A 21,434-nucleotide genomic window follows, 5' to 3' on the forward strand; every position below is an offset into this window, starting at 1 on the left:
CAGGCCCGGGATCACAAGCCGGCGAACGTGGCCCCCGCGTCCCGCAGCCGCTCGTGCAGGCCTCGGAACACCGCCGCCGCCCGCTCACCGGGCCAGTCCTCCGGGAGCAGCGGGGCGGGCAGGCCGGGGTCGGCGTAGGGGAGGTGGCGCCAGGAGTCGAGGGCGAGGAGGTAGTCGCGGTAGGCCTCCTCCGGTGGGGTGTCGGCCCGGTCCTCCCAGTCGCCCAGCACACGCGCGTGGCGGTCGAGGAACGCCTCGTGCTCCTTGGCGATCGCGGCCAGGTCCCACCAGCGGGCGACCGCCTCGACGGTGGCCGCGAAACCGAGATGCTCGCCGCGGAAGAGGTCCACGTACGGGTCGAGCCGCAGCCGCTGGAGGGTGTGCCGGGCCTCCTCGTACAGCCGCGCGGGCGCGATCCACACCCCGGGGGCCGCCGTGCCGAAGCCGAGTCCGGCCAGCCGTGAGCGCAGCACGTGCCGCTTCTGCCGCTCCGACTCGGGCACCGAGAACACGGCGAGCACCCAGCCCTCGTCCTCGGGCGGCGTCACCGCGTAGATGCGCCGGTCGCCGTCGTCCAGCAACTGGCGGGCGTCCGGCGACAGTTCGTACCCTGCGGCGCCCCGGTCAGTGCGGGCCGGCAGCAGCAGGCCGCGCCGCTTGAGGCGGGACACCGACGACCGTACGGAGGGGGCGTCCACGCCGACCGCGGCCAGCAGCCGGATCAGCTCGGCGACGGGCACGGGGCCCGGCATGAAGCGGCCGTAGGCTCCGTAGAGCGTGACGATGAGAGACCGTGGTGCATGCTGGTCGGACACGTTGATCATCTTAGGTCGTGTGGATCACTGCTGGTCACCACCGGTGCGCAACCGGAACCGCTGGAGTTTGCCGGTCGCCGTGCGCGGCAGCGCGTCCAGGAAGACGATCTCGCGCGGGCATTTGTAGGGCGCCAGTTCGGCCTTGACGAAGGCGCGCAGCGCCTCCGCGTCGCGCTCGGCGCCCTCCTTGAGGACGGCGAAGGCCACGACGACCTGACCGCGCGCCTCGTCGGCCCGTCCCACGACCGCCGCCTCGACCACGTCCGGGTGTCGCAGCAGGGCGTCCTCGACCTCCGGTCCGGCGATGTTGTACCCGGCGGAGATGATCATGTCGTCGGCGCGGGCCACATAGCGGAAGTACCCGTCGTTCTCGCGGATGTATGTGTCGCCCGTGATGTTCCAGCCGTCCCGCACATAGTCGCGCTGGCGGGGATCGGCGAGATAGCGGCAGCCCACGGGGCCGCGCACGGCGAGCAGACCGGGCTCGCCGTCGGGCTTCTCGCGACCCGTCTCGTCGACCACGCGCGCGTGCCATCCGGGTACCGGCACCCCGGTCGTCCCGGGCCGGATGCGCTCATCGGCCGCGGAGATGAAGATGTGCAGCAGCTCGGTGGCGCCGATGCCGTTGACGATCCGCAGCCCGGTGCGCTCCCGCCAGGCCCGCCAGGTGGCCGCCGGCAGGTTCTCCCCGGCGGAGACACAGCGGCGCAGGGACGAGACGTCGTACGCGTCGAGCTCGTCGAGCATCGCGCGGTAGGCGGTGGGCGCGGTGAAGAGAACGGAGACCCGGTGCCGGGCGACGGCCGGCAGCAACTGGCGGGGTCCGGCCTGTTCGAGGAGGAGGGAGCTGGCGCCCGCGCGCATCGGGAAGATCACCAGGCCACCGAGCCCGAAGGTGAATCCGAGTGGGGGGCTGCCGGCGAAGACATCGTCTCCATGTGGTTTGAGCACATGCTTGGAGAAGGTGTCGGCTATCGCGAGCACGTCCCGGTGGAAGTGCATACAGCCCTTGGGGCGCCCGGTGGTCCCGGAGGTGAAGGCGATCAGCGCCACGTCGTCGGCCGCGGTCCGCACCGCGGGGTACGGCGTCCCGGGCGCCTCGCGGTTCAGGAGGTCGTCGGGGGCGTCGCCACCGTACGTCGTGATCCTCAGGCCCGGTATCTCGGCCTTGGTGAGGTCGTCCACGGCGCGTATGTCGCACAGGGCGTGTTCGACGCGCGCGATCTCGCACATCGTGGCCAGCTCGTGCGGGCGCTGCTGGGCCAGTACCGTCACCGCGACCGCGCCCGCCTTCAGCACCGCCAGCCAGCAGGCCGCGAGCCAGGGCGTGGTCGGGCCGCGCAGCAGGACGCGGTTGCCGGGGACGACCCCGAGGTCGCCGGTGAGGAGATGCGCGAGCCGGTCGACCCGGGCGCGGAGTGTGCCGTACGTCCATGTGGCCCCGGTCGGGGTGTGGAAGACCGGGCGCTCGTCGGGCGGGCCCGTCAGCAGCTCGGCGGCACAGTTCAGCCGATCGGGGTACCTCAGCTCCGGCAGGTCGAAGCGGAGCTCCGGCCACTGGTCGGGGGGCGGGAGGTGGTCGCGCGCGAAGGTGTCGACGTGGGCCGAGACGTTCATGGCGGGTCGCCCCCTTGCCTTGTGGACCGCGTGGCCGCATGGCCGCGTGGGCCGCCTTGTGGGCGTCGATGGTGGGCTCGTACGAGGAGCGTATCGTGTTGGTGACGACAGTCAACGGCGCGCGATACTGTCGAGGGGTCCTGTCGACGAGAGGGGACCGGCAATGCCCGCATTCTCGCTCGAACCGTCACATACCGCCCGGTGTGCGGAGCTGCGTGCCCTGGCCGAGGAACGGCTGCGCCCGCTCGCGGAGAAGGGCGAGCCGGGGCAGGTGAACCGTCCGCTGGTCGCCGAGCTCGGCCGACTGGGGCTGCTGGAGCGGCTGTTCACCGCCGGCGCCCTCGATCTCTGCCTGATGCGGGAGTCCCTCGCCTACGCCTGCACGGAGGCGGAGACGGCCCTCGCCCTCCAGGGCCTCGGCGCCCACCCCGTCCACGCCCACGGCACCCCGGCCCAGCGGGAACGCTGGCTGCCGGCGGTCGGCGAGGGCACGGCGGTGGCCGCGTTCGCGCTGAGCGAGCCCGGGGCGGGGTCGGACGCGGCGGCCCTGTCCCTGTCCGCCCGGCCCGACGGCCCCTCCCGCTGGCGGCTCACCGGGGAGAAGTGCTGGATCTCCAACGCTCCCGAGGCCGACTTCTGCACCGTCTTCGCCCGCACCACCCCCGGCGCGGGAGCCCGCGGGGTCACGGCGTTCCTCGTGCCCGCCGACCGGCCCGGGCTCACCGGCACCGCCCTCGACATGCTCTCCCCGCACCCCATCGGCGCCCTCGCCTTCGACGCCGTACCGGTGAGCGCCGACGACGTCCTCGGTGAGGTCGACCGGGGCTTCCGGGTCGCCATGGGCACCCTCAACCTCTTCCGGCCCAGCGTCGGCGCCTTCGCGCTGGGCATGGCACAGGCGGCACTGGACGCGACCCTCGCGCACACCTCCCGACGGGACGCCTTCGGCGGCAAGTTGAGAGACCTCCAGAGCGTCGCCCACACGGTCGCCGAGATGGCCCTGCGCACGGACGCGGCCCGCCTCATGGTGTACGCGGCGGCGACGGCGTACGACGAAGGCGCCCCGGACGTGCCCAAGCGCGCCGCGATGGCGAAACTGCTCGCCACCGAGACCGCGCAGTACGTCGTCGACACCGCGGTCCAACTCCACGGCGCCCGTGCCCTGCAGCGCGGTCATCTGCTGGAGCACCTGTACCGGGAGGTGCGCGCCCCGCGCATCTACGAAGGGGCCAGCGAGGTCCAACGGGGCATCATCGCCAAGGAGTTGTACGCCCACCTGGAGGTGCCGTGAGCGCCGAGCGCATCAACCCGCCCGAACTGTCCCCGCCCACCGGCTTCTCCCACGCGGTCGTCGCCACCGGGTCCCGGGTGGTCTTCCTCGCGGGGCAGACCGCGCTCGACGCCGACGGCAAGGTGGTGGGGGAGACTCTCCCCGAGCAGTTCGAGCGGGCGCTCACGAACCTGCTGACGGCCCTGCGAGCGGCCGGCGGCACGCCCGCCGACCTCGCCCGGGTCACCGTCTACGCCACCGACATCGCCGCCTACCGCGCCCATGCCCATGAACTCGGCCGTATCTGGCGGGAGTTGGCGGGCCGCGACTATCCCGCGATGGCGGTCGTGGAGGTCGTACGGCTGTGGGACGACCAGGCGGCGGTGGAGCTGGACGGTTTCGCTGTGCTGCCGTAGCTCCGGCGAGTCGCCCGCGACCTCGTGCAGAGGCGGTGCCGTTCTGCCGGGTGGCGCCCCGAGGCGGAAGTGGTCAGGCGGCGACGGCCAGCTCTCCGGTCGGCACTCGGTGCGGGGCGACGACGCTGCCGTCGGGCAGCAGCTCGCCGGTGTCGTCGAAGACGATCGCGCCGTTGCACAGGAGGTTCCAGCCCTGCTCGGGGTGGGCGGCGACGATGTGCGGGGTGATGTCGTCGGACGAAGCGCTCGAAGACCGGTGAGAACACATGGCGCACCTCCACATTCGGCGGACCGTCCCTATGGGGTCCGTATCCGTATGGGTAGACCATGCTCCCGTCGCGAACTCATCGGAACAGCCGGACATGAAGCGTGACAACACGCGGACAACTCTCGGACGGTTCCACGACGCTCGGTGCGGACTCGCCACCGAATGAGTGACGGTCACGGCTGTCCGGGCGGGTTCCCGGTAGCAGTGGAGGCCCCCATTCCACTCATCCGGGAGGTACCCCCGTGTCCGTTCGCCCCGCTCTCGCCGCCGCTGCCGGTGCCGCGCTGTTCCTGCTGGCCGCCCCCGCGCTGCCGGCGAGCGCCGTCCCGTACGAGACCGTCACCGTCGACCCCGTCGGCCGTATCGCCCAGGACGGCACCGTGACCCTGTCCGGCACCTACCGCTGCACCGACGGTTCGGGCCCCGTGTTCGTCAGCTCCTCCGTGGGCGAGCGCTCCTCGTCGAGCCGGTACGGCGTCGGCGGGACCCGCGCGGTGTGCGACGGCGTGGAGCACAGCTGGCAGAACACGGGCAAGCCCACCCCGGGCGCCCTCGCACCGGGTGCGGCTCATGTCGAGGCCACCCTCATGGAACTCACCCTCCAGGGCGGTCTGCCGCTGCCCCGCTTCCACGCGGCCGAGCAGCGCGACATCACCCTGACGCAGGGCTGAGCGCGGCCCACGTGCGTCCCGGTGGCCTCGCCCACCACCGGGCGCGCGGGCGGTCAGCGCACGAGTGCGATCTCCGGAGGCCATAGCACTCCGTCGGCCAACAGCAGGGCGGGGCCCAGGTGCTGAGGGCACACGACCAGGGGTGGCCGGGCGTGGCAGGCGATCTCGAAGCGGGCGCGGGCTCCGCACTCCTCCCCGTCCCGCGGTCCGGAGTGCCGACTCGCGCACCGTCGTGCGGGCGGGTCCTCCGCGGCCGTCACCGGACCCCTGCCTTCGTATCGGGTGTTCGTTCGAGGGTGGCCAGGATCACGGTCTCCTCCTCCTGCGGCCCTGCGGCCCTGCGGCCCTGCGGCCCTGCGGTCTGCGAGGGGCCGGGCAGACGTACCCGCATGCGTTCACGCTAGGAACGGGCGGGTCGGGCAGCCTGTCCTGGCGGCCGTTCGGGTGAGGCCGGGAGGGACGGGCGCCAGGCGGTGGCAGTGCGTGATCACCCGTGAGTCGTCGACCCGGTCCCCGCAGGACCTCCCTCCGGCCCCGGACGTCAGACGGGATACGCGTGCGTCTGCGTCGCCTTGACCGCGGCCCAGACCTCCGCGCCCGGATGCAGGTCCAGTTCGGCCGCGGCCACCGTCGTGAGGTCCGCCGCCAGGGGGAGCTCGCCGGTGAGGTCGGCGCGGATCTGGTCGCCGTGGGTCTCCAGGCCGGCCACCTCGCAGCGCCAGTGGTTGCGGGCGCTGGAGCCGGCGGGGGGTTCGCGGTAGAGGGTCACGGCACTCGGCGGGAACGCCACGAAAACGGGCCCCGTGAGCTCTTCCGTGGTCGTGAGCGCGGGCCCGGCGTCGAGGCGGACCGTGTGGCCGTCGGCCTCGCCCCGGTAGAGGTTCAGGCCGACCAGCTGGGCGATGTAGTCGGTGCGCGGATGGCGGGCGATGTGGGAGGGGACGCCCTCCTGGACGACCTCGCCGTGTTCGACGACCACGAGGCGGTCGGCGAGGACCATGGCGTCCAGCGGGTCGTGCGTGACCAGTACGGCGACGGCCTCGAACTCGGCCAGATGGCGCCGGAGTTGGGCTCGGACCTCCAGACGGGTGCGGGCGTCGAGGGCGGCCAGGGGCTCGTCGAGGAGCAGCAGCCGGGGGCGGGTGGCCAAGGCGCGGGCCAGGGCGACGCGTTGGGCCTGACCACCGGACAACTCGCGGGGCTTGACGCCCGCGTGGGCCGCGAGACCCATGCGGTCGAGCCACTCGGCGGCCCGTGCCCGTGCCTGCGCCTTGCTCGCGCCCTGGCAGCGCGGGCCGAAGGCGACGTTGTCGAGGGCGGTGAGGTGCGGGAAGAGCAGATAGTCCTGGAAGACGACGCCGACCGGGCGGGACTCGGGAGGCGTGCGCTCCAACGCGGCGCCGTCCAGCCGTAGATGGCCGTCGGTGAGCGGGGCGAGCCCGGCGAGGGCGCGCAGGGCGGTGGTCTTGCCGGCGCCGTTCGGGCCCAGCAGGGCGACGACCTCGCCCGGGGCGACGGCGAGGGACACGTCGAGGCGGAAGGTACCGCGGTCCACGACCAGTCGGGCATCGAGGCCGGCCGGGGTGGCGTCGGGGACGGCGGCTCGGGTTCTGCCGGTCATGGGGTGGTCACTGGTCCCGTCCGTATCGTTGCCACCGAGCCCGTCCGTATCGTCGCCACCGGTCTGAGCCGTCCGCCCGTCACCGGCCTGTGCCGCACGCCCGTCACCGGCCTGTGCCGTCCGCCCGTCACCGGTGCCGACCGTGAGATTGCCTCCGGTGCGGCTCGCGGGGCCGACGCCGGTCGCGGCGGCTGGACGGGTGCCGGTCTGCGTGGTCCGGTGCTCAGCGGTCTGGGCGGTCTGGGCGGTCCGGGCGGCCTCGGTGTCACTGGGGTCGTGCGTCGCGTGGTCGGCATCGATGCCGGTCGCGGCGGCCGGACCGGCTCCGGTCTGCGCGGTCCCCTGCTCGGCCGGCCGGGCGGCCCCGGGGATCGCGGCGTCACCGGGGTCATGCCACGCATGGTCGCCGCCCCCCGCCCTCCCGCCGCCGGTCTCGTTCATCCCGCCGCCATCCAACGGTCGCGGAGCCCAGCCAGTACCGCCACCGACACGGCCAGCAGCACCAGGCTGAGGGCGATGGCCGCCTCCGGGTCGCTCTGGAGGGCGAGGTAGACGGCCAGCGGCATGGTCTGGGTACGGCCGGGGAAGTTGCCGGCGAAAGTGATCGTCGCGCCGAACTCGCCCAGCGCCCGCGCCCAGGCCAGTACGGCGCCCGCCGCCACACCCGGCGCGATCAGCGGCAGCGTGACCCGCCGGAACGCGGTGAAGCGGGAGGCGCCCAGGGTCGTCGCCGCCTCCTCGTAGCGCGGGTCGGCGGCCCGCAGTGTGCCCTCCACGCTGATGACGAGGAAGGGCATCGCGACGAAAGCCTCGGCGACCACGACCCCGGCGGTGGTGAAGGGCAGCGTGATCCCGAACCACGCGTCCAGCCACTTCCCGACCACCCCGTTGCGCCCCAGTGCCATGAGCAGCGCGACACCGCCGACGACCGGCGGGAGGACCAGCGGCAGGGTGACCAGGGCACGGACCAGGCCTCGGCCGGGGAACTCGACACGGGCGAGCAGCCAGGCCAGCGGGACCCCGATCACCAGGCTCACCGCGGTCGCGGCCGTGGCACAGACCAGGGACAGCTGGAGCGCCTGCCACACGGCGGCGCCGGTCAGCTGTTCGGGCATGCCGCGCCAGGGGGCCCGTACGAGCAGGGCGACCAGCGGCACGGTCAGGAACGCCACGCCGATCAACGCGGGCACGAGCAGCGGCAAGGGCACACCGCGGCCACCGCCGGGAGCCCGGACACGGCGGCGCCGCGGCCCGCCCCGGAGGGTCTCGGACGCGGCGGCGGCCTTGTCGGTCGGGCTCACGGCTTCAGGAACCCGGCCCCGGTCAGGACCGTTTGGCCCTCGGCGGACCGCACGAGCGCGATGAACGCCTTCGCGGTCTCCGTGTTCTGGGTGCCCTTGAGCAGGGTGATCGGATACTCGTTGACGGCGTCGGCGGACTCGGGGAACTCCACGCCCTCCACCTTGTCACCCGCCGCGTGCACATCGGTCTTGTAGACGACGGCCGCGTCGGCCTCCTTCAGTTCGACCTTGGTCAGCGCGGCCTTGACGTCCTGCTCGTAGGAGACCGGAGTGAGTTTCAGCTTGCTCGCCGCGAGGGCCTTCTGCGCGGCGGCGCCGCAGGGCACCTCCTGGGCGCACAGCACGACCTTCAGGTCCTTGTCCGTGAGGTCCTTCAGCGATCCGACCCGGTGCGGGTTGCCGGGCAGGGTGGCGATCTCCAGCTGGTTGCGCGCGAAGGTGACGGGCGTGCCGGAGGCGTCCCCCGCGTCCGTGACGATCTTCATCGTCTTGGGGCTGGCCGAGGCGAACACGTCCGCCGGGGCGCCGCCGGTGATGCTCGCGGCCAGCGAGTCGCTGCCGCCGAAGCTGAAGGTGACCATGGTGCCCGGGTGGGCCTTCTCGAACTGCTTGCCCAGTGCCGTGAAGCTCTCCTGAAGGGATGCGGCGGCGAACACGGTCACCGTGCCGGAGAGCCGGCCCGAGGCGGAGGAGTCCGGCTTCGTGGACGAGGAGTGCGAGCCGGACGACGAACAGGCGCTCAGGGCCAGCAGCGCGGCGGCACCGGCGCCGGCCGTCCGCACGGCCCGGTGGTTCCGGCGCGGGGTAGGGGTCATCACGGGTCCACTCCCTCTGGTCCTCACGGACACGATCACCTGCGTCCCGGCGGTCCCGCTCGTCGGCGATCCGCGTGTACGTCGATCATACTGGCGCAGATGCCAGGTGAAAGTCTCCTGTCACATCGCATGAGCGGTAGATCTCATCCATCAGGTTGGCATGTGCGTCCCTACGGACTGCCGTCGTGGCTGTGGAGCGGCCGGGGCGGCGCGAAGGAATTCCGTTGCCGGCCACGAACCGAGGTGCATACGTTCGGGCCCATGGCGGACGACGAACCCACACGCGCGGCAAAGCTGCTGGTCGCCCAGGCGAAGGCCGCCCGGCTCTTCGCGGAGATCGAGGCGCGCGGACTGGTCGCGCCGGGCCAGGGGGAGCGGGCGGTCAGCGACCGGATCCGGGACCTGGCGAACGAACTGTTCGGAACCACCCGGCACTGGCACAAGCGGATCGTGCGCTCCGGACCGCACACGCTCCAGCCGTACCGGGAGAACCCGCCGGACCGCGTGATCGGCGCGGACGACATCGTCTTCGCCGACTTCGGCCCGATCTTCGAGGAGTACGAGGCCGACTTCGGGCGGACCTTCGTCCTCGGCGACGACCCGGTCAAGCACCGCCTCCGCGACGACCTGCCGAAGATCTTCGCGGCGGGCCGGAGCGCCTTCGAGTCCGCCCCGGACATCACCGGCGCGCGGCTGTACGCCGAGGTCGAACGGCTCGCCGCCAAGTCCGGCTGGGCACTGGGCGGTTGGCACGCCGGACACCTCGTCGGCGAGTTTCCGCACGAGTGGATCGACGGCGCCGACGTGGAGTCGTACATCACCCCCGCCAACGACACCCCACTGCGCCGCACCGACAAGGCGGGACGTCGCTGCCACTGGATCCTGGAGATCCATCTCGTCGACGCCGAGCGGGAGTTCGGCGGTTTCCACGAGGAACTGCTCACCCTCTGACCCGGGCGACGGCCCCGCTCAGGTGCGGTCGATGTGCACGTTCGTCGACTTCACCCGGGCGGTGGCCTCCACCCCGACCTCCAGGCCGAGTTCCTCCACGGCCTCCCGTGTCAGCAGCGACACCAGCCGGTGCGGGCCCGCCTGGATCTCCACCTGGGCCGCGACATCGCCGAGCTTCACGGCGGTGACGATGCCGGAGAAGGCGTTGCGGACGGACGTGTGGGACACGCCCTCCTCACCGCCCTCCCCCTTCGCCAGTTCCACGGAGAAAGCGGCCAGATCCCTGCCGTCGACGAGGCGCCGCCCGCCCTCGTCCCGGTGCGTGGGCACCCGCCCGGCGTCCGCCCACCGCCGCGCGGTGTCGGGGCTCACGCCGAGCAGCCGTGCGGCCTGGCCGATCGTGTAGGACTGCATACGCGCCAAGATAGGCGATCAGGGCACTCCGAGCGGTCCCGCACTCGTCCGTCAGATGTCCCGGAAGATCTCGATCTGCGCGCCCACCGAGTTGAGCCGCTCGGCCAGGTCCTCGTAACCGCGGTTGATGACGTAGACGTTGCGCAGCACCGACGTGCCGTCGGCCGCCATCATCGCCAGCAGGACGACCACGGCGGGGCGCAGGGCCGGCGGGCACATCATCTCGGCGGCGCGCCAGCGGGTCGGGCCCTCCACCAGTACCCGGTGCGGGTCGAGGAGTTGGAGCCGTCCGCCCAGCCGGTTGAGATCCGTCAGGTAGATCGCGCGGTTGTCGTAGACCCAGTCGTGGATGAGGGTCTGGCCCTGGGCGACCGCCGCGATGGCCGCGAAGAACGGGACGTTGTCGATGTTCAGGCCGGGGAACGGCATCGGGTGGATCTTGTCGATCGGCGCCTCCAGCTTGGAGGGGCGGACCGTGAGGTCGACCAGCCGGGTGCGGCCGTTGTCGGCGAAGTACTCCGGCGTGCGGTCGTGGTCGAGCCCCATCTCCTCCAGGACCGCGAGCTCGATCTCCAGGAACTCGATCGGCACCCGGCGCACCGTCAGCTCCGACTCCGTCACCACGGCCGCGGCCAGCAGGCTCATCGCCTCGACCGGGTCCTCGGAGGGGGAGTAGTCGACGTCCACGTCGATCTGCGGCACGCCGTGCACGGTGAGGGTGGTGGTGCCGATGCCCTCGACCCTGACCCCGAGGGCCTCCAGGAAGAAGCACAGGTCCTGGACCATGTAGTTGGAGGAGGCGTTGCGGATGACGGTGACGCCGTCGTGGCGGGCGGCCGCGAGCAGCGCGTTCTCCGTCACGGTGTCGCCGCGCTCGGTCAGCACGATCGGACGGCCGGGGCGGACCTGCCGGTCGACCCGGGCGTGGTACTGGCCCTCGGTGGCCGCGACGTCCAGACCGAACCGGCGCAGCGCGATCATGTGCGGCTCGATGGTCCGGGTGCCCAGGTCGCAGCCGCCGGCGTACGGCAGCCTGAAGCTGTCCATGCGGTGCAGCAGCGGGCCGAGGAACATGATGATCGAGCGCGTGCGGACGGCGGCCTCGGCGTCGATGGCGGCCATGTCCAGCTCGGCCGGCGGCACGAGTTCGAGGTCGACGCCGCCGTTGATCCACCGGGTGCGCACCCCGATGGAGCTCAGCACCTCCAGAAGGCGGTAGACCTCCTCGATGCGGGCGACCCTGCGCAGCACCGTGCGCCCCTTGTTGAGGAGCGAGGCGCAGAGCAGGGCCACACACGCGTTCTTGCTCGTCTTGACGTCGATCGACCCGGACAGCCGACGACCGCCGACCACACGCAGATGCATCGGGCCCGCGTAGCCCAGAGAGACGATTTCGCTGTCGAGCGCTTCACCAATACGGGCGATCATCTCAAGGCTGATGTTTTGGTTGCCTCGCTCGATGCGATTGACGGCGCTCTGACTGGTGCCGAGCGCCTCGGCGAGCTGCGACTGTGTCCAGCCCCGGTGCTGTCGGGCGTCACGGATGAGCCTGCCGATACGTACGAGGTAGTCGTCTGCCATGGCGTCGAGGCTATCTCAGATATGAGATGACGCATTTCGGGGGGTCTGTTCGGGGGAAGGGCCCGGACGGACCTGAGGGAACGTCAGTGACGCTTGGTGGTACGGGTCCGCCGCCACCCGAAAGGTCCGGGCAGATCCACCGATGTCGTTCGACGTCCGGTGCTGCTGTGCGTGTGCTTCGGTCCGTGACTTCCGCCACCGGTCGTGATGGACCAGGAGTGCCGGTTGATGTTCAGCCGCACCCCGGGAAGAATCCGGAAACTCTTGCGGAACGTGAGCGGCATGGGGGCCTCCCCTTGAAGGTCGGTCGCGTGCTTTCGACTCCGTCCGCCTACCCCGGCTCGGTGAAGTGATGGGTACCGGGTTTCGTACCGCCCTTTCGGCGTGGGCGAGTTGGGGCTGCTGGGTGTCGGGCGCCGGGTGGGTGAGGGTGCGAAGGTGCCGAGTCGGTCAGGGGGGCGTCCCGGTGAAGGGTCGCGCAGCTGCGGGCGGCACGCGGCACGCGGGCCCTGACCTGGAACTGGATCTGGAGTCGATATGGGAAAGCCGGCCCCGGCCGGCATCGGCACCGATGAGCTACCGGCCGATGAGCCCGTCCATCCGGGTCGTCGACACGCGCCGGCGTGACACCGAAGGCGCGCGCCCCGAGGCCCGCTCACGTCGCCCACTCGTCCCCGGCCGAGCCACCCCTCACCGCTCGCGGGGAATCGCGGGGCGGCGCACATCACTGCCAGGCCGGGCATGACCATCCCGGCCTCATGTACTAGAGTTATCTCGACATCGAGATATCTGCCGAGGCGTACCGCAGTCGCACGCTTCCGCCGAGCCTGGCAGTAAGGCATGCCTAACTTAGCCTTACCTTAGCGGATCGGCCAAGCGGAGTGGCGGCAGGATGCGGTGGTAAGCGCACAAAAATGAAGGAGACTGTCGTGTCGGCGAACAGCTTCGACGCCCGCGCCACGCTGAGCGTGGGCGACGAGTCGTACGAGATCTTCCGGCTGGACAAGGTGGAGGGCTCGGCCCGCCTGCCGTACAGCCTCAAGGTTCTGCTGGAGAACCTGCTCCGTACCGAGGACGGCGCGAACATCACCGCCGACCACATCCGCGCCCTCGGCAGCTGGGACTCGCAGGCCCAGCCGTCGCAGGAGATCCAGTTCACGCCGGCCCGCGTGATCATGCAGGACTTCACCGGTGTGCCCTGTGTCGTCGACCTCGCCACCATGCGTGAGGCCGTGAAGGAGCTCGGCGGCGACCCCGCGAAGGTCAACCCGCTCTCCCCGGCCGAGCTGGTCATCGACCACTCCGTCATCGCGGACAAGTTCGGCACCCACGACGCGTTCGCGCAGAACGTCGAGCTGGAGTACGGCCGCAACCGCGAGCGCTACCAGTTCCTGCGCTGGGGCCAGACCGCCTTCGATGACTTCAAGGTCGTCCCGCCGGGCACCGGCATCGTCCACCAGGTGAACATCGAGCACCTGGCCCGCACGGTCATGGTCCGCAACGGCCAGGCGTACCCCGACACCCTGGTCGGCACCGACTCGCACACCACCATGGTCAACGGCCTCGGTGTGCTGGGCTGGGGCGTCGGCGGCATCGAGGCCGAGGCCGCGATGCTCGGCCAGCCGGTCTCCATGCTCATCCCGCGTGTCGTCGGCTTCAAGCTGACCGGTGAGCTCAAGCCCGGCACCACCGCCACCGACCTCGTGCTGACCATCACCGAGATGCTCCGCAAGCACGGAGTGGTCGGCAAGTTCGTCGAGTTCTACGGCGAGGGCGTCGCCGCCACCTCGCTCGCGAACCGCGCCACCATCGGCAACATGTCGCCGGAGTTCGGCTCCACCGCCGCGATCTTCCCGATCGACGACGAGACCATCAAGTACCTCAAGCTCACCGGCCGCTCCGAGCAGCAGCTCGCGCTCGTCGAGGCGTACGCCAAGGAGCAGGGCCTCTGGCTGGACCCGAAGGCCGAGCCGGACTTCTCCGAGAAGCTGGAGCTCGACCTCTCCACGGTCGTCCCCTCCATCGCAGGACCGAAGCGCCCGCAGGACCGCATCGTCCTCGCGAACGCGGCCGAGCAGTTCAAGACGGACGTGCGCAACTACGTCGACGACGTCGACGAGGCCGGCAAGGAGTCCTTCCCGGCCTCCGACGCCCCGGCCGTGGCCCCGAACGGCGCCCCGTCGAACCCGGTCACCGTGACCGCCCCCGACGGTTCGACGTACGAGATCGACCACGGCGCGGTGACGGTCGCGGCCATCACCTCCTGCACCAACACCTCCAACCCGTACGTCATGGTCGCCGCCGCGCTGGTCGCGAAGAAGGCCGTGGAGAAGGGCCTGACCCGCAAGCCGTGGGTCAAGACCACCCTCGCCCCGGGTTCGAAGGTCGTCACCGACTACTTCGACAAGGCGGGCCTGACCCCGTACCTCGACAAGGTCGGCTTCAACCTCGTCGGCTACGGCTGCACCACCTGCATCGGCAACTCCGGCCCGCTGCCGGAGGAAGTCTCCAAGGCCGTCAACGACCACGACCTCGCGGTGACCTCGGTCCTCTCCGGCAACCGGAACTTCGAGGGCCGTATCAACCCCGACGTCAAGATGAACTACCTGGCCTCCCCGCCGCTGGTCGTCGCGTACGCCCTCGCCGGCTCCATGAAGGTGGACATCACCAAGGACGCGCTCGGTGTCGACCAGGACGGCAACCCGGTCTTCCTCAAGGACATCTGGCCCTCCGAGGCCGAGGTCAACGACGTCGTGGCGAACGCCATCGGCGAGGACATGTTCAACAAGTCCTACCAGGACGTCTTCGCGGGCGACGCCCAGTGGCAGGCGCTGCCGATCCCGACCGGCAACACCTTCGAGTGGGACGCCGAGTCGACGTACGTCCGCAAGCCTCCGTACTTCGAGGGCATGACGATGGAGACCACCCCGGTCTCCGACATCACCGGCGCCCGCGTGCTCGCCAAGCTGGGCGACTCGGTCACCACCGACCACATCTCGCCCGCCGGTGCCATCAAGGCCGACACCCCGGCCGGCAAGTACCTCACCGAGCACGGTGTCGAGCGTCGTGACTTCAACTCCTACGGCTCTCGCCGAGGCAACCACGAGGTCATGATCCGCGGTACGTTCGCCAACATCCGCCTGCGCAACCAGATCGCGCCGGGCACCGAGGGCGGCTACACCCGCGACTTCACGCAGGACGGCGGTCCGGTGTCGTTCATCTACGACGCCTCCCGCAACTACATCGAGCAGGGCATCCCGCTGGCCATCCTGGCCGGCAAGGAGTACGGCTCCGGCTCGTCCCGCGACTGGGCCGCCAAGGGCACCGCCCTCCTCGGCGTCAAGGCCGTCATCGCCGAGTCGTACGAGCGCATCCACCGCTCGAACCTCATCGGCATGGGCGTCCTGCCGCTCCAGTTCCCCGAGGGCCAGTCCGCCGCGACCCTCGGTCTGACCGGCGAGGAGACCTTCTCCTTCACCGGTGTCGAGGAGCTGAACAACGGCACCACGCCGCGCACGGTCAAGGTCACCACCGACACGGGCGTGGAGTTCGACGCGGTCGTCCGCATCGACACCCCCGGTGAGGCCGACTACTACCGCAACGGCGGCATCATGCAGTACGTGCTGCGCAGCCTGATCCGCAAGTAGGTCCCAGGGCACGTCCTTCCGGGCCTCCGAGGGCCGCACTCCCGTGACGGGGGTGCGGCCCTTCGCCGTACCCGCCGCGGCGCGGGTCATCACCCAGCCTCAGGTGGGACACAGGATTCCCTCAGCGGGCGGGGACACGATCGGTACATGACTGGCACAACCGGACCGCGAACCGGCCGCGCACGAGTGCTCATCGTCGACGACGGCCCCGCACTCGACGAAGTGCTGTCCGTCGCCGTGCAACACCGGCTCGACGGACTGGAGGCCGGCGCCGACGACTCCGTCCATGTGCTCGGCGACCTGGTCACGACCGAGGACACCCGTGAAGTGCGCCGCGCGGACGTGTCAGGCCGGCTCACCGCGGAGGCGTACGACCTGCTCGCACACCCGCGCCAGATCCTGAGCGAGGCGCGGGCGCGCACGATCCACACCGTGCGCGGCCCCGGGTACGCCATCAGGGCCGCGGAGGACGGGAGATGAGCCGGCGACCGAACGCGAGGACGCGCACCCGGTCTCTCCGCACCCGGTCCCTCCGCACCCGTCTGCTCGTGTTCGTCAGTGCCACGCTGGTCGTCGTCTGTGTCGCGATGGGCCTGATCACGACGCTCTTCCAACGTGCCTATCTGATGGGCCACCTGGACGACCGTGTCCGCGACGCCGCCGAACGGGCCCTGGGAGGAGCTTTTTCGCACCGGGACACGGACGACGACCTGGCCTTCCTGCGGGAGTCCGGGCAGCCCGCCGGGATGCTCTCCGCCCGGCTGGACGAGGACGGCGCCATCGTCTCCGCGGCCGTCGTCGTCCAGGGCACCCCGACCCGGGAGCTCAGCACCGGCCGGCGCACCGCCCTGGCCGGGATCCGGGCGGACGGCGCGCTGCACACCCGTGCCGTGCCCGGCCTCGGCACCTACCGGGTCACCGTCCTCGTGAGCGGAGACGTCCGGGTCCTCGCCGGCCTGCCCATGGACGACGTCCAGGACATGATCAGCGCACTGGTGGCGATCGAGACAGGCGTCGCCGCGGCCGGACTCGCCGCCGCCGACTGCGTCTGCGCGGTGGTCATACGACGGCAACTGCGCCCCCTCGGCCGGGTCGCCGCCACCGCCGCCGAGGTCTCCCGCGCCCCGCTCGGACACGGCGAGGCCACCGCCCTGACCCGGGTGCCCGAACGGGACACCGACCCCGGCAGCGAGGCCGGACAGGTCGGGGCCGCGCTCAACCATCTCCTCGACCAGGTGGAGTCCTCCCTCGCCGAGCGGCAGCGCGGCGAGGAGCGGATGCGGCGCAGCGAGGAACGCATGCGGCGCTTCCTGGCCGACGCGAGCCACGAACTGCGGACACCGCTCGCCTCGATCGCCGGGTACGCCGAGCTGATGAGCCGCGGCACCGACCGCGTCGAACCGGTGCTGGCCTGGCGCCGGGTCTCGGCGGAGTCCGCACGCATGACGGGCCTGGTCGAGGACCTGCTCCTGCTCGCCCGCCTCGACGAGGGCCGCCCCCTCCAGTCCGGGGAGGTGGACCTGGCGGCGCTGGTCGCGGAGGCGGTGTGGGAGGCGCGGGCGGCGGGGAGCGGCCACGACTGGCAGCTCGAACTGAGGCTGGACACACCGGTGTTGGTGGCCGGCGACGAGGCCCGCCTGCACCAGGTGGTGGCCAACCTCCTGTCCAACGCGAGGACGCACACGCCGGCCGGCACGAGGGTGACGGCATCGGTGGATTCCGCGGACGGGCGCTGCGTGATCCGCGTCCGCGACAACGGCCCCGGCATCCCCCCGGCCCTGCTGCCCACGGTCTTCGAACGCTTCAGCCGGGCGGACACCTCCCGCTCCCGCGCCGACGCCGACTCCGGAGGCTCCGGCCTCGGTCTGGCCATCGCGGCGGCGATCTCGGCAGCACACGGGGGCCGCATCCAGGTGAACAGCGTTCCTGGACGTACCGAGTTCACGATCGATCTCCCGGTGGCGAGGGAAGCGGGGGTCGAGGCGCGAGCGGTGTCCGGAAACGGCGTATCGGTGCAACTCCCTTACGGGGGCGGGAAGTCGGGCGGCCGCGCATGGGCGGCGGCGACAGCCAGGTCCGATGTGGCGACAGACAGGTCCGATGTCAGGTCGCCGGTACGAAGGCGCTGATCGCGTCGACGAGGTCGGCCGGAGCCTCCAACGGGATCAGATGGCCCGTGTCCGGGATCACCACGAGGTCGGCCCCGGAGAGGTGGGGCACCAGGTGGTCGCGGAGCACGTCGACGGGCTCGACCCGGTCGTGCTCCCCGGCGACCACGAGGGCGGGTACGTCGATCTCGCGGGTGTGCTCGGAGACGTCCTCCGCGATGCCGCGCAACGGCCACTCCAGGCGGGCCGCCTCGGTGGCGGCCCGTGAATCGGCCACGATCCGCGACTTGACCGGTTCGGGCAGTTCGGTCGCGGTGAGGATGTGGTCGCGTGCGTCGGCGACGGACTCCTCGGAGTCGTAGGCGTGGGAGAGGCCTTCGCGGTACTCGGCGCTGACCCCCGGCGCGGGCTTCGCCGGAGCGGAAGCGACGAGGACGATCCCGCGAAGGCCGAGGGGCCGGGTTGCCGCGACCAGCTGCGCGACCTTGCCGCCCATGGAATGACCGACGAGGACGAAGTCCGTGACACCCGCGTCGGCCAGTACGGCGAGCGTGTCGTCCGCCAGCCGGCGGAGCGTCCAGGGGCCGTCCAGATTCCGCGAACGGCTCCAGCCGCGGAAGTCGACGGTGAGGATGTCGCGGCCCGCGAGGCGGTCGACGACGAGGTCCCAAGTACGGGCGGAACCACCCCAGTAGTGCAGGAACACGAGGGTCGGCCCGGTCCCCGGACGGTGGTCATAAGTGGGCAGCAGGGACTGCCGGGTCGTGTCCATGGTGACTCTTTCGCTCAGTACGCGAGGCTGATGTTTCCTTGGTTCCATTGCACATTCCCGCCCACCCCCTGGCATCGGCGGGACTGGACGGTGGATGGTGGAAACTGGACACATGACCGTGATCCGGCAGATGACCTACCAGCCCGTCGGACGCCGGGCGGCCGCGGTGGAGACGATGACCTTCGACCGGCTGCGTGAGCTGAACGACGGCGGGACACAGCGCGCCGACTTCCCTGTCCTGGCCGTCGTCGACGCCGGGCACGGATCCGTGACGGTGGACTTCCTCCGGCACCCGCTCAAGAGGCGGTCCGTCGTGTGGGTCGCCCCGGGAGCGGTGCACCGATGGGACGACATCGCCGACGTGACAGGGCACCTGGTGCTGTTCGTCCCGACCGCACCGGTCACCCGTGCCACCCGAGAGCTCGTGGCGTCCCCGGACCTGGTCGCGCACTGGAAAATCCCCGACGCCGACTGGCCGTTCGTCGACACCGCACGCGACCATCTCCTCCTGGAGGCAACCGCCCCGCCGGGGGACGTCTCGACGGAGCTGCCCGAGATCCTGCTCTCCGCGCTCATCGCCCGACTCCGGCCACCGCGCGCCGAAGAGCGGCCCGCACACCCGGTGTTCCGACTCTTCCGGTCCAGCGTCGAAGCGCACTTCCGCGACCATCACGACGCGGGCTACTACGCCCGGGCACTGGGATACGCGCCCCGGACCCTCTCACGAGCGGTACAGCAGGTCACCGGCCGTACCGCGAAGGCGTACATCGTCGACCGGCTCGTCCTGGAGGCCAAACGGCTCCTCGCACACGACCGTCTCACCGCGGCGGGCTGCGCCCACGCGCTCGGCTTCCCCGACGCGTCCAACTTCTCGGTGTTCTTCCTGAAGGCGACGGGCATGCGGCCGGGGGCGTGGCAGGCGGGGGCGGCCGTCGAGTGAGGGTGCTCGGCCGCGTCGGCCGAAAACCAATGGATCAGCACCGCCGGTCGCCGCTAGCGTGCTGCCGAACCGAGTCGCCCAGGCAAGGACGTGCCGTTGTACACCGTGTGAGACCCCCCAAGCGCTGATTGGTCGCGCGTCGCGCGTGTGCGCCGCGCTGCTTTTTGCTGCGGACTTCTCACTGAAACCGGTGTACTTCTGTGCTCACCAACTGGGTGGTCATGCCCACCTGCCTTCCGCTGGTCCTCCGCCGTTGCCACACGTGCGCGTCGGATCGCTTCCGGGCCGACGGCAAGTTCCGTGTCAACGCGCACCGCAAGCTCCTCGACATCTGGCTTCTCGTGCTCTGCACTTCCTGCGGGGAAACGGCGAAGCTCACGGTCCTGGAGCGGACGCATGTGCGTTCCGTACGACCTGAACTGCTGGGCCGGCTGCACGACAACGACCCGGCCCTCGCAGCCGAGTTGCTCCAGGACGCGGTCCTGCGGCGCCGTAACCGCATCGCCCTGGACTGGAACGACGCCTGGCGTCTCGACACCGGCGGATCGGATCACCTGGACCGCGAGGTGATCGACGTCTCGGTCCGCTTCGCGGCACGGATCCCCGTCCGTCCGGTGCGGCTGATCGCCGAGGGCTTCGGCCTGTCCCGCGCCGAGGTCGAGTGGCTGGTCACGGAGGGGAAGCTGGTCTCCATAGCCCGGCTGAGCTCCAGACTCTCCGGCGACTTCACCTTCACGCTCAAACACTGAGCCCGCATGGGCACTTGGGGCCTGTCGGGCCGGGCCCCAAGTGCCCAGGTCGGGGAGATCGCGGTTGCGGCAGGAGCGAGGTGCGGGTGCTCAGGCTCGCCCTGGGCGCGTTCACGCGGCACGCGGAGGTGCTGCTGAGGCGACGGTGCGGATCTCGTTGTCGGAACGGCAGGTCGGCCGCCCCTGCCGGTACGCCGCCCGCCGAAGGACGGCACGCCCGATCCCACCAACTCCCTTACCCACCCCTACCCTTACCGCGTGACCACCCCCGACCCCCTGCACCACGCCCTCCACGCCCCGGGCCCCCGCCCCCTCCCGGATGAGGTCGCCGGGCTCCTGCGCACGCTGGACGCGCCACCCCGCCTGGCAGCCCACCTGAGACTCGTGCACGACGTGGCTTACGAGCTCGTCGAGTGGCTGGGGGCGCGGTACCCGGGGCTCCGACTGGACCGTGAGGCCGTTCTGTTCGGGGCCGCGACGCACGACGTGGGAAAGACCGCGCACGTCTCCGAGCTCACCGGCCCCGGCTCCGCACGCGAGGAGACCGGCCGTGAACTCCTCCTGGCCCACGGCATCACCCCCGACCGCGCCCGCTTCGCCGCCACGCACGCGGCCTGGACCCTCCCGGACATCGGGCTCGACGACTTGCTCGTCAGCCTCGCCGACAAGATCTGGAAGAACAAGCGGGTACCGGAACTGGAGGACCTGATGGTCAGGAGACTCGCCGAGGCGAGCGGCCGGACGGTGTGGGAGGAGTTCCTGACCCTCGACGACACGCTGACAGCCATAGGAGAAGGCGCCCAGGAACGACTGGCCTTTCAGACGACCCACCCGGTGTGACCAGTCGGCACCACCTCCAGACGTCCCCCTCCGGCATGTCCGGCTGACGGGACTCCGGGACGGCCCGCCCCGGTGTGGCCGGTCGGTCTGGTTTTCCATGTCCTGCAGGGGTGTTGCTGGGTGGTGGGCTTCTGGGACGCGCTCACGCTGGTGTGGTCGGTCGGTGGGGGTTGGGGGTGGTCCTTCCGGTGTGGTGGGGTGCTGGGGCTCTGGGACGGGCCGCCCCGGTGTGGCCGGTCGGTCTGGTTTTCCATGTCCTGCAGGGGTGTTGCTGGGCGGTGGGCTTCTGGGACGCGCTCACGCTGGTGTGGTCGGTCGGCGGGGGTCTGGAGCCGCCCATCCGGTGTGGCGGGGCGAGGGGAATCAGAGACAGCCCATCCGGTACGAACCAGTCGGTCAGGACCTCGGGACGGCCCGCCCCGGTGTGACCGGCTGACGGGGTTTCGAGACGGCCCCGGTGTGACCGGCCCACAGGACTCCGAGACGTCCGACCACGGTGTGACCGTTCGCCCGGCCTCCCAGCGGCCCCCGCCATATCCGCGCGCCTGAGCCCCCTGACAACCCCCCCTGTGCGGCCTCGCGGCCGAGGTCCCGTCAGCCCACCCTGTGCGGCCTCGCGGCCGAGGTCCCGTCAGCCC

General features: G+C 71.3%; 21 protein-coding genes. 10 read left to right on the forward strand and 11 right to left on the reverse strand.

Going from position 1 to position 21,434, the window contains the following annotated elements; all coding sequences use genetic code 11:
• Positions 1-11: 11 nt before the first annotated feature.
• Both H293_RS0135120 and H293_RS0135125 read right to left on the reverse strand, forming a co-directional pair.
• Positions 12-824 (reverse strand): PaaX family transcriptional regulator, encoded by an 813-nt coding sequence (locus H293_RS0135120; RefSeq protein ID WP_020122498.1) that lies wholly within the window; start codon positions 822-824, stop codon positions 12-14.
• A gap of 15 nt (positions 825-839) precedes the next feature.
• A complete protein-coding gene (locus H293_RS0135125; RefSeq protein WP_020122499.1) occupies positions 840-2,432 on the reverse strand; it encodes an AMP-binding protein in 1,593 nt (530 codons plus the stop codon).
• Positions 2,433-2,595: 163 nt separating this feature from the next.
• Between H293_RS0135125 and H293_RS0135130 the strand changes: the two genes are divergently transcribed.
• Positions 2,596-3,723 (forward strand): acyl-CoA dehydrogenase family protein, encoded by a 1,128-nt coding sequence (locus H293_RS0135130; RefSeq protein WP_020122500.1) that lies wholly within the window; start codon positions 2,596-2,598, stop codon positions 3,721-3,723.
• The gene (locus tag H293_RS0135135; RefSeq protein WP_020122501.1) at positions 3,720-4,118 is read left to right on the forward strand and encodes a RidA family protein; all 399 of its coding nucleotides are present in this window, start codon (positions 3,720-3,722) and stop codon (positions 4,116-4,118) included. Before H293_RS0135130 ends, H293_RS0135135 begins: the two co-directional genes overlap by 4 nt.
• A 73-nt stretch (positions 4,119-4,191) precedes the next feature.
• On the opposite strand, the gene H293_RS0135140 is transcribed toward H293_RS0135135, so the two are convergent.
• Positions 4,192-4,386, reverse strand: coding sequence for a DUF5999 family protein (locus H293_RS0135140; RefSeq protein ID WP_020122502.1), 195 nt, complete (start codon positions 4,384-4,386; stop codon positions 4,192-4,194).
• A gap of 242 nt (positions 4,387-4,628) precedes the next feature.
• Between H293_RS0135140 and H293_RS0135145 the strand changes: the two genes are divergently transcribed.
• The gene (locus H293_RS0135145) at positions 4,629-5,057 is read left to right on the forward strand and encodes a DUF6299 family protein (RefSeq protein ID WP_020122503.1); all 429 of its coding nucleotides are present in this window, start codon (positions 4,629-4,631) and stop codon (positions 5,055-5,057) included.
• A gap of 256 nt (positions 5,058-5,313) precedes the next feature.
• Here the strand turns inward: H293_RS0135145 and H293_RS60550 are convergent, their stop codons facing one another.
• The 4 genes from H293_RS60550 to modA form a co-directional block, all read right to left on the reverse strand.
• Positions 5,314-5,448: a hypothetical protein gene (locus H293_RS60550; RefSeq protein ID WP_259294593.1), complete on the reverse strand. Its 135-nt coding sequence runs from the start codon at positions 5,446-5,448 to the stop codon at positions 5,314-5,316.
• Positions 5,449-5,598: 150 nt separating this feature from the next.
• The gene (locus tag H293_RS0135150; protein WP_028808475.1) at positions 5,599-6,678 is read right to left on the reverse strand and encodes an ABC transporter ATP-binding protein; all 1,080 of its coding nucleotides are present in this window, start codon (positions 6,676-6,678) and stop codon (positions 5,599-5,601) included.
• A 437-nt stretch (positions 6,679-7,115) separates the two neighbouring features.
• Positions 7,116-7,979: a molybdate ABC transporter permease subunit gene (gene modB / locus H293_RS0135155; protein ID WP_020122505.1), complete on the reverse strand. Its 864-nt coding sequence runs from the start codon at positions 7,977-7,979 to the stop codon at positions 7,116-7,118.
• Positions 7,976-8,794, reverse strand: a complete 819-nt coding sequence (gene modA / locus H293_RS0135160) for a molybdate ABC transporter substrate-binding protein (protein WP_020122506.1) — start codon at positions 8,792-8,794, stop codon at positions 7,976-7,978. Before modA ends, modB begins: the two co-directional genes overlap by 4 nt.
• Before the next feature lie 261 nt (positions 8,795-9,055).
• Here modA and H293_RS0135165 point away from each other — a divergent pair, with 261 nt between their 5' ends.
• Complete coding sequence (locus H293_RS0135165; RefSeq protein ID WP_020122507.1) at positions 9,056-9,745, forward strand: M24 family metallopeptidase; 690 nt, start codon at positions 9,056-9,058, stop codon at positions 9,743-9,745.
• 18 nt (positions 9,746-9,763) lie between these two features.
• Here the strand turns inward: H293_RS0135165 and H293_RS0135170 are convergent, their stop codons facing one another.
• The 3 genes from H293_RS0135170 to H293_RS55540 form a co-directional block, all read right to left on the reverse strand.
• Positions 9,764-10,159 carry a TOBE domain-containing protein gene (locus tag H293_RS0135170; RefSeq protein ID WP_020122508.1) on the reverse strand — a complete coding sequence of 132 codons (396 nt, stop codon included), beginning with the start codon at positions 10,157-10,159 and terminating at the stop codon, positions 9,764-9,766.
• Positions 10,160-10,210: 51 nt separating this feature from the next.
• Positions 10,211-11,740 (reverse strand): helix-turn-helix domain-containing protein, encoded by a 1,530-nt coding sequence (locus H293_RS0135175; RefSeq protein WP_020122509.1) that lies wholly within the window; start codon positions 11,738-11,740, stop codon positions 10,211-10,213.
• A gap of 83 nt (positions 11,741-11,823) precedes the next feature.
• The gene (locus H293_RS55540) at positions 11,824-12,024 is read right to left on the reverse strand and encodes a DUF4236 domain-containing protein (RefSeq protein WP_078612760.1); all 201 of its coding nucleotides are present in this window, start codon (positions 12,022-12,024) and stop codon (positions 11,824-11,826) included.
• Positions 12,025-12,669: 645 nt separating this feature from the next.
• Here H293_RS55540 and acnA point away from each other — a divergent pair.
• The 3 genes from acnA (at position 12,670) to H293_RS0135190 (ending at position 17,516) form a co-directional block, all read left to right on the forward strand.
• Positions 12,670-15,387, forward strand: a complete 2,718-nt coding sequence (gene acnA / locus H293_RS0135180; RefSeq protein WP_020122510.1) for an aconitate hydratase AcnA — start codon at positions 12,670-12,672, stop codon at positions 15,385-15,387.
• 147 nt (positions 15,388-15,534) lie between these two features.
• Entirely contained in the window at positions 15,535-15,867 is a 333-nt protein-coding gene (locus H293_RS0135185; protein WP_078612761.1) for a hypothetical protein, read from the forward strand.
• Positions 15,864-17,516 (forward strand): sensor histidine kinase, encoded by a 1,653-nt coding sequence (locus H293_RS0135190; RefSeq protein WP_020122512.1) that lies wholly within the window; start codon positions 15,864-15,866, stop codon positions 17,514-17,516. The genes H293_RS0135185 and H293_RS0135190 overlap by 4 nt, the downstream gene beginning before the upstream one ends.
• Here the strand turns inward: H293_RS0135190 and H293_RS0135195 are convergent.
• Positions 17,491-18,267: an alpha/beta fold hydrolase gene (locus H293_RS0135195; RefSeq protein WP_020122513.1), complete on the reverse strand. Its 777-nt coding sequence runs from the start codon at positions 18,265-18,267 to the stop codon at positions 17,491-17,493. The genes H293_RS0135190 and H293_RS0135195 overlap by 26 nt on opposite strands.
• Before the next feature lie 112 nt (positions 18,268-18,379).
• Between H293_RS0135195 and H293_RS0135200 the strand changes: the two genes are divergently transcribed.
• From H293_RS0135200 to H293_RS0135210, 3 genes are all read left to right on the forward strand, one after another.
• Positions 18,380-19,207, forward strand: a complete 828-nt coding sequence (locus tag H293_RS0135200; protein ID WP_020122514.1) for a helix-turn-helix domain-containing protein — start codon at positions 18,380-18,382, stop codon at positions 19,205-19,207.
• 200 nt (positions 19,208-19,407) lie between these two features.
• Entirely contained in the window at positions 19,408-19,956 is a 549-nt protein-coding gene (locus H293_RS0135205) for a DUF1062 domain-containing protein (RefSeq protein WP_020122515.1), read from the forward strand.
• 258 nt (positions 19,957-20,214) lie between these two features.
• Positions 20,215-20,796: an HD domain-containing protein gene (locus H293_RS0135210; RefSeq protein ID WP_020122516.1), complete on the forward strand. Its 582-nt coding sequence runs from the start codon at positions 20,215-20,217 to the stop codon at positions 20,794-20,796.
• The last annotated feature ends 638 nt before the right edge of the window (positions 20,797-21,434 follow it).

This window comes from Streptomyces canus 299MFChir4.1, from assembly GCF_000383615.1.
Lineage (GTDB): Bacteria > Actinomycetota > Actinomycetes > Streptomycetales > Streptomycetaceae > Streptomyces > Streptomyces canus_C.

Excerpts from the sequence above, each read along its gene's own strand:
- H293_RS0135120 (WP_020122498.1), bottom strand. The coding sequence starts at position 824 with ATGATCAACGTGTCCGACCAGCATGCACCACGGTCTCTCATCGTCACG.
- H293_RS0135125 (WP_020122499.1), bottom strand. The coding sequence starts at position 2,432 with ATGAACGTCTCGGCCCACGTCGACACCTTCGCGCGCGACCACCTCCCG.
- H293_RS0135130 (WP_020122500.1), top strand. The coding sequence starts at position 2,596 with ATGCCCGCATTCTCGCTCGAACCGTCACATACCGCCCGGTGTGCGGAG.
- H293_RS0135140 (WP_020122502.1), bottom strand. The coding sequence starts at position 4,386 with ATGTGTTCTCACCGGTCTTCGAGCGCTTCGTCCGACGACATCACCCCG.
- H293_RS60550 (WP_259294593.1), bottom strand. The coding sequence starts at position 5,448 with ATGCGGGTACGTCTGCCCGGCCCCTCGCAGACCGCAGGGCCGCAGGGC.
- H293_RS0135150 (WP_028808475.1), bottom strand. The coding sequence starts at position 6,678 with ATGACCGGCAGAACCCGAGCCGCCGTCCCCGACGCCACCCCGGCCGGC.
- modA (WP_020122506.1), bottom strand. The coding sequence starts at position 8,794 with ATGACCCCTACCCCGCGCCGGAACCACCGGGCCGTGCGGACGGCCGGC.
- H293_RS0135165 (WP_020122507.1), top strand. The coding sequence starts at position 9,056 with ATGGCGGACGACGAACCCACACGCGCGGCAAAGCTGCTGGTCGCCCAG.
- H293_RS0135170 (WP_020122508.1), bottom strand. The coding sequence starts at position 10,159 with ATGCAGTCCTACACGATCGGCCAGGCCGCACGGCTGCTCGGCGTGAGC.
- H293_RS0135175 (WP_020122509.1), bottom strand. The coding sequence starts at position 11,740 with ATGGCAGACGACTACCTCGTACGTATCGGCAGGCTCATCCGTGACGCC.
- H293_RS55540 (WP_078612760.1), bottom strand. The coding sequence starts at position 12,024 with ATGCCGCTCACGTTCCGCAAGAGTTTCCGGATTCTTCCCGGGGTGCGG.
- H293_RS0135185 (WP_078612761.1), top strand. The coding sequence starts at position 15,535 with ATGACTGGCACAACCGGACCGCGAACCGGCCGCGCACGAGTGCTCATC.
- H293_RS0135190 (WP_020122512.1), top strand. The coding sequence starts at position 15,864 with ATGAGCCGGCGACCGAACGCGAGGACGCGCACCCGGTCTCTCCGCACC.
- H293_RS0135195 (WP_020122513.1), bottom strand. The coding sequence starts at position 18,267 with ATGGACACGACCCGGCAGTCCCTGCTGCCCACTTATGACCACCGTCCG.
- H293_RS0135200 (WP_020122514.1), top strand. The coding sequence starts at position 18,380 with ATGACCGTGATCCGGCAGATGACCTACCAGCCCGTCGGACGCCGGGCG.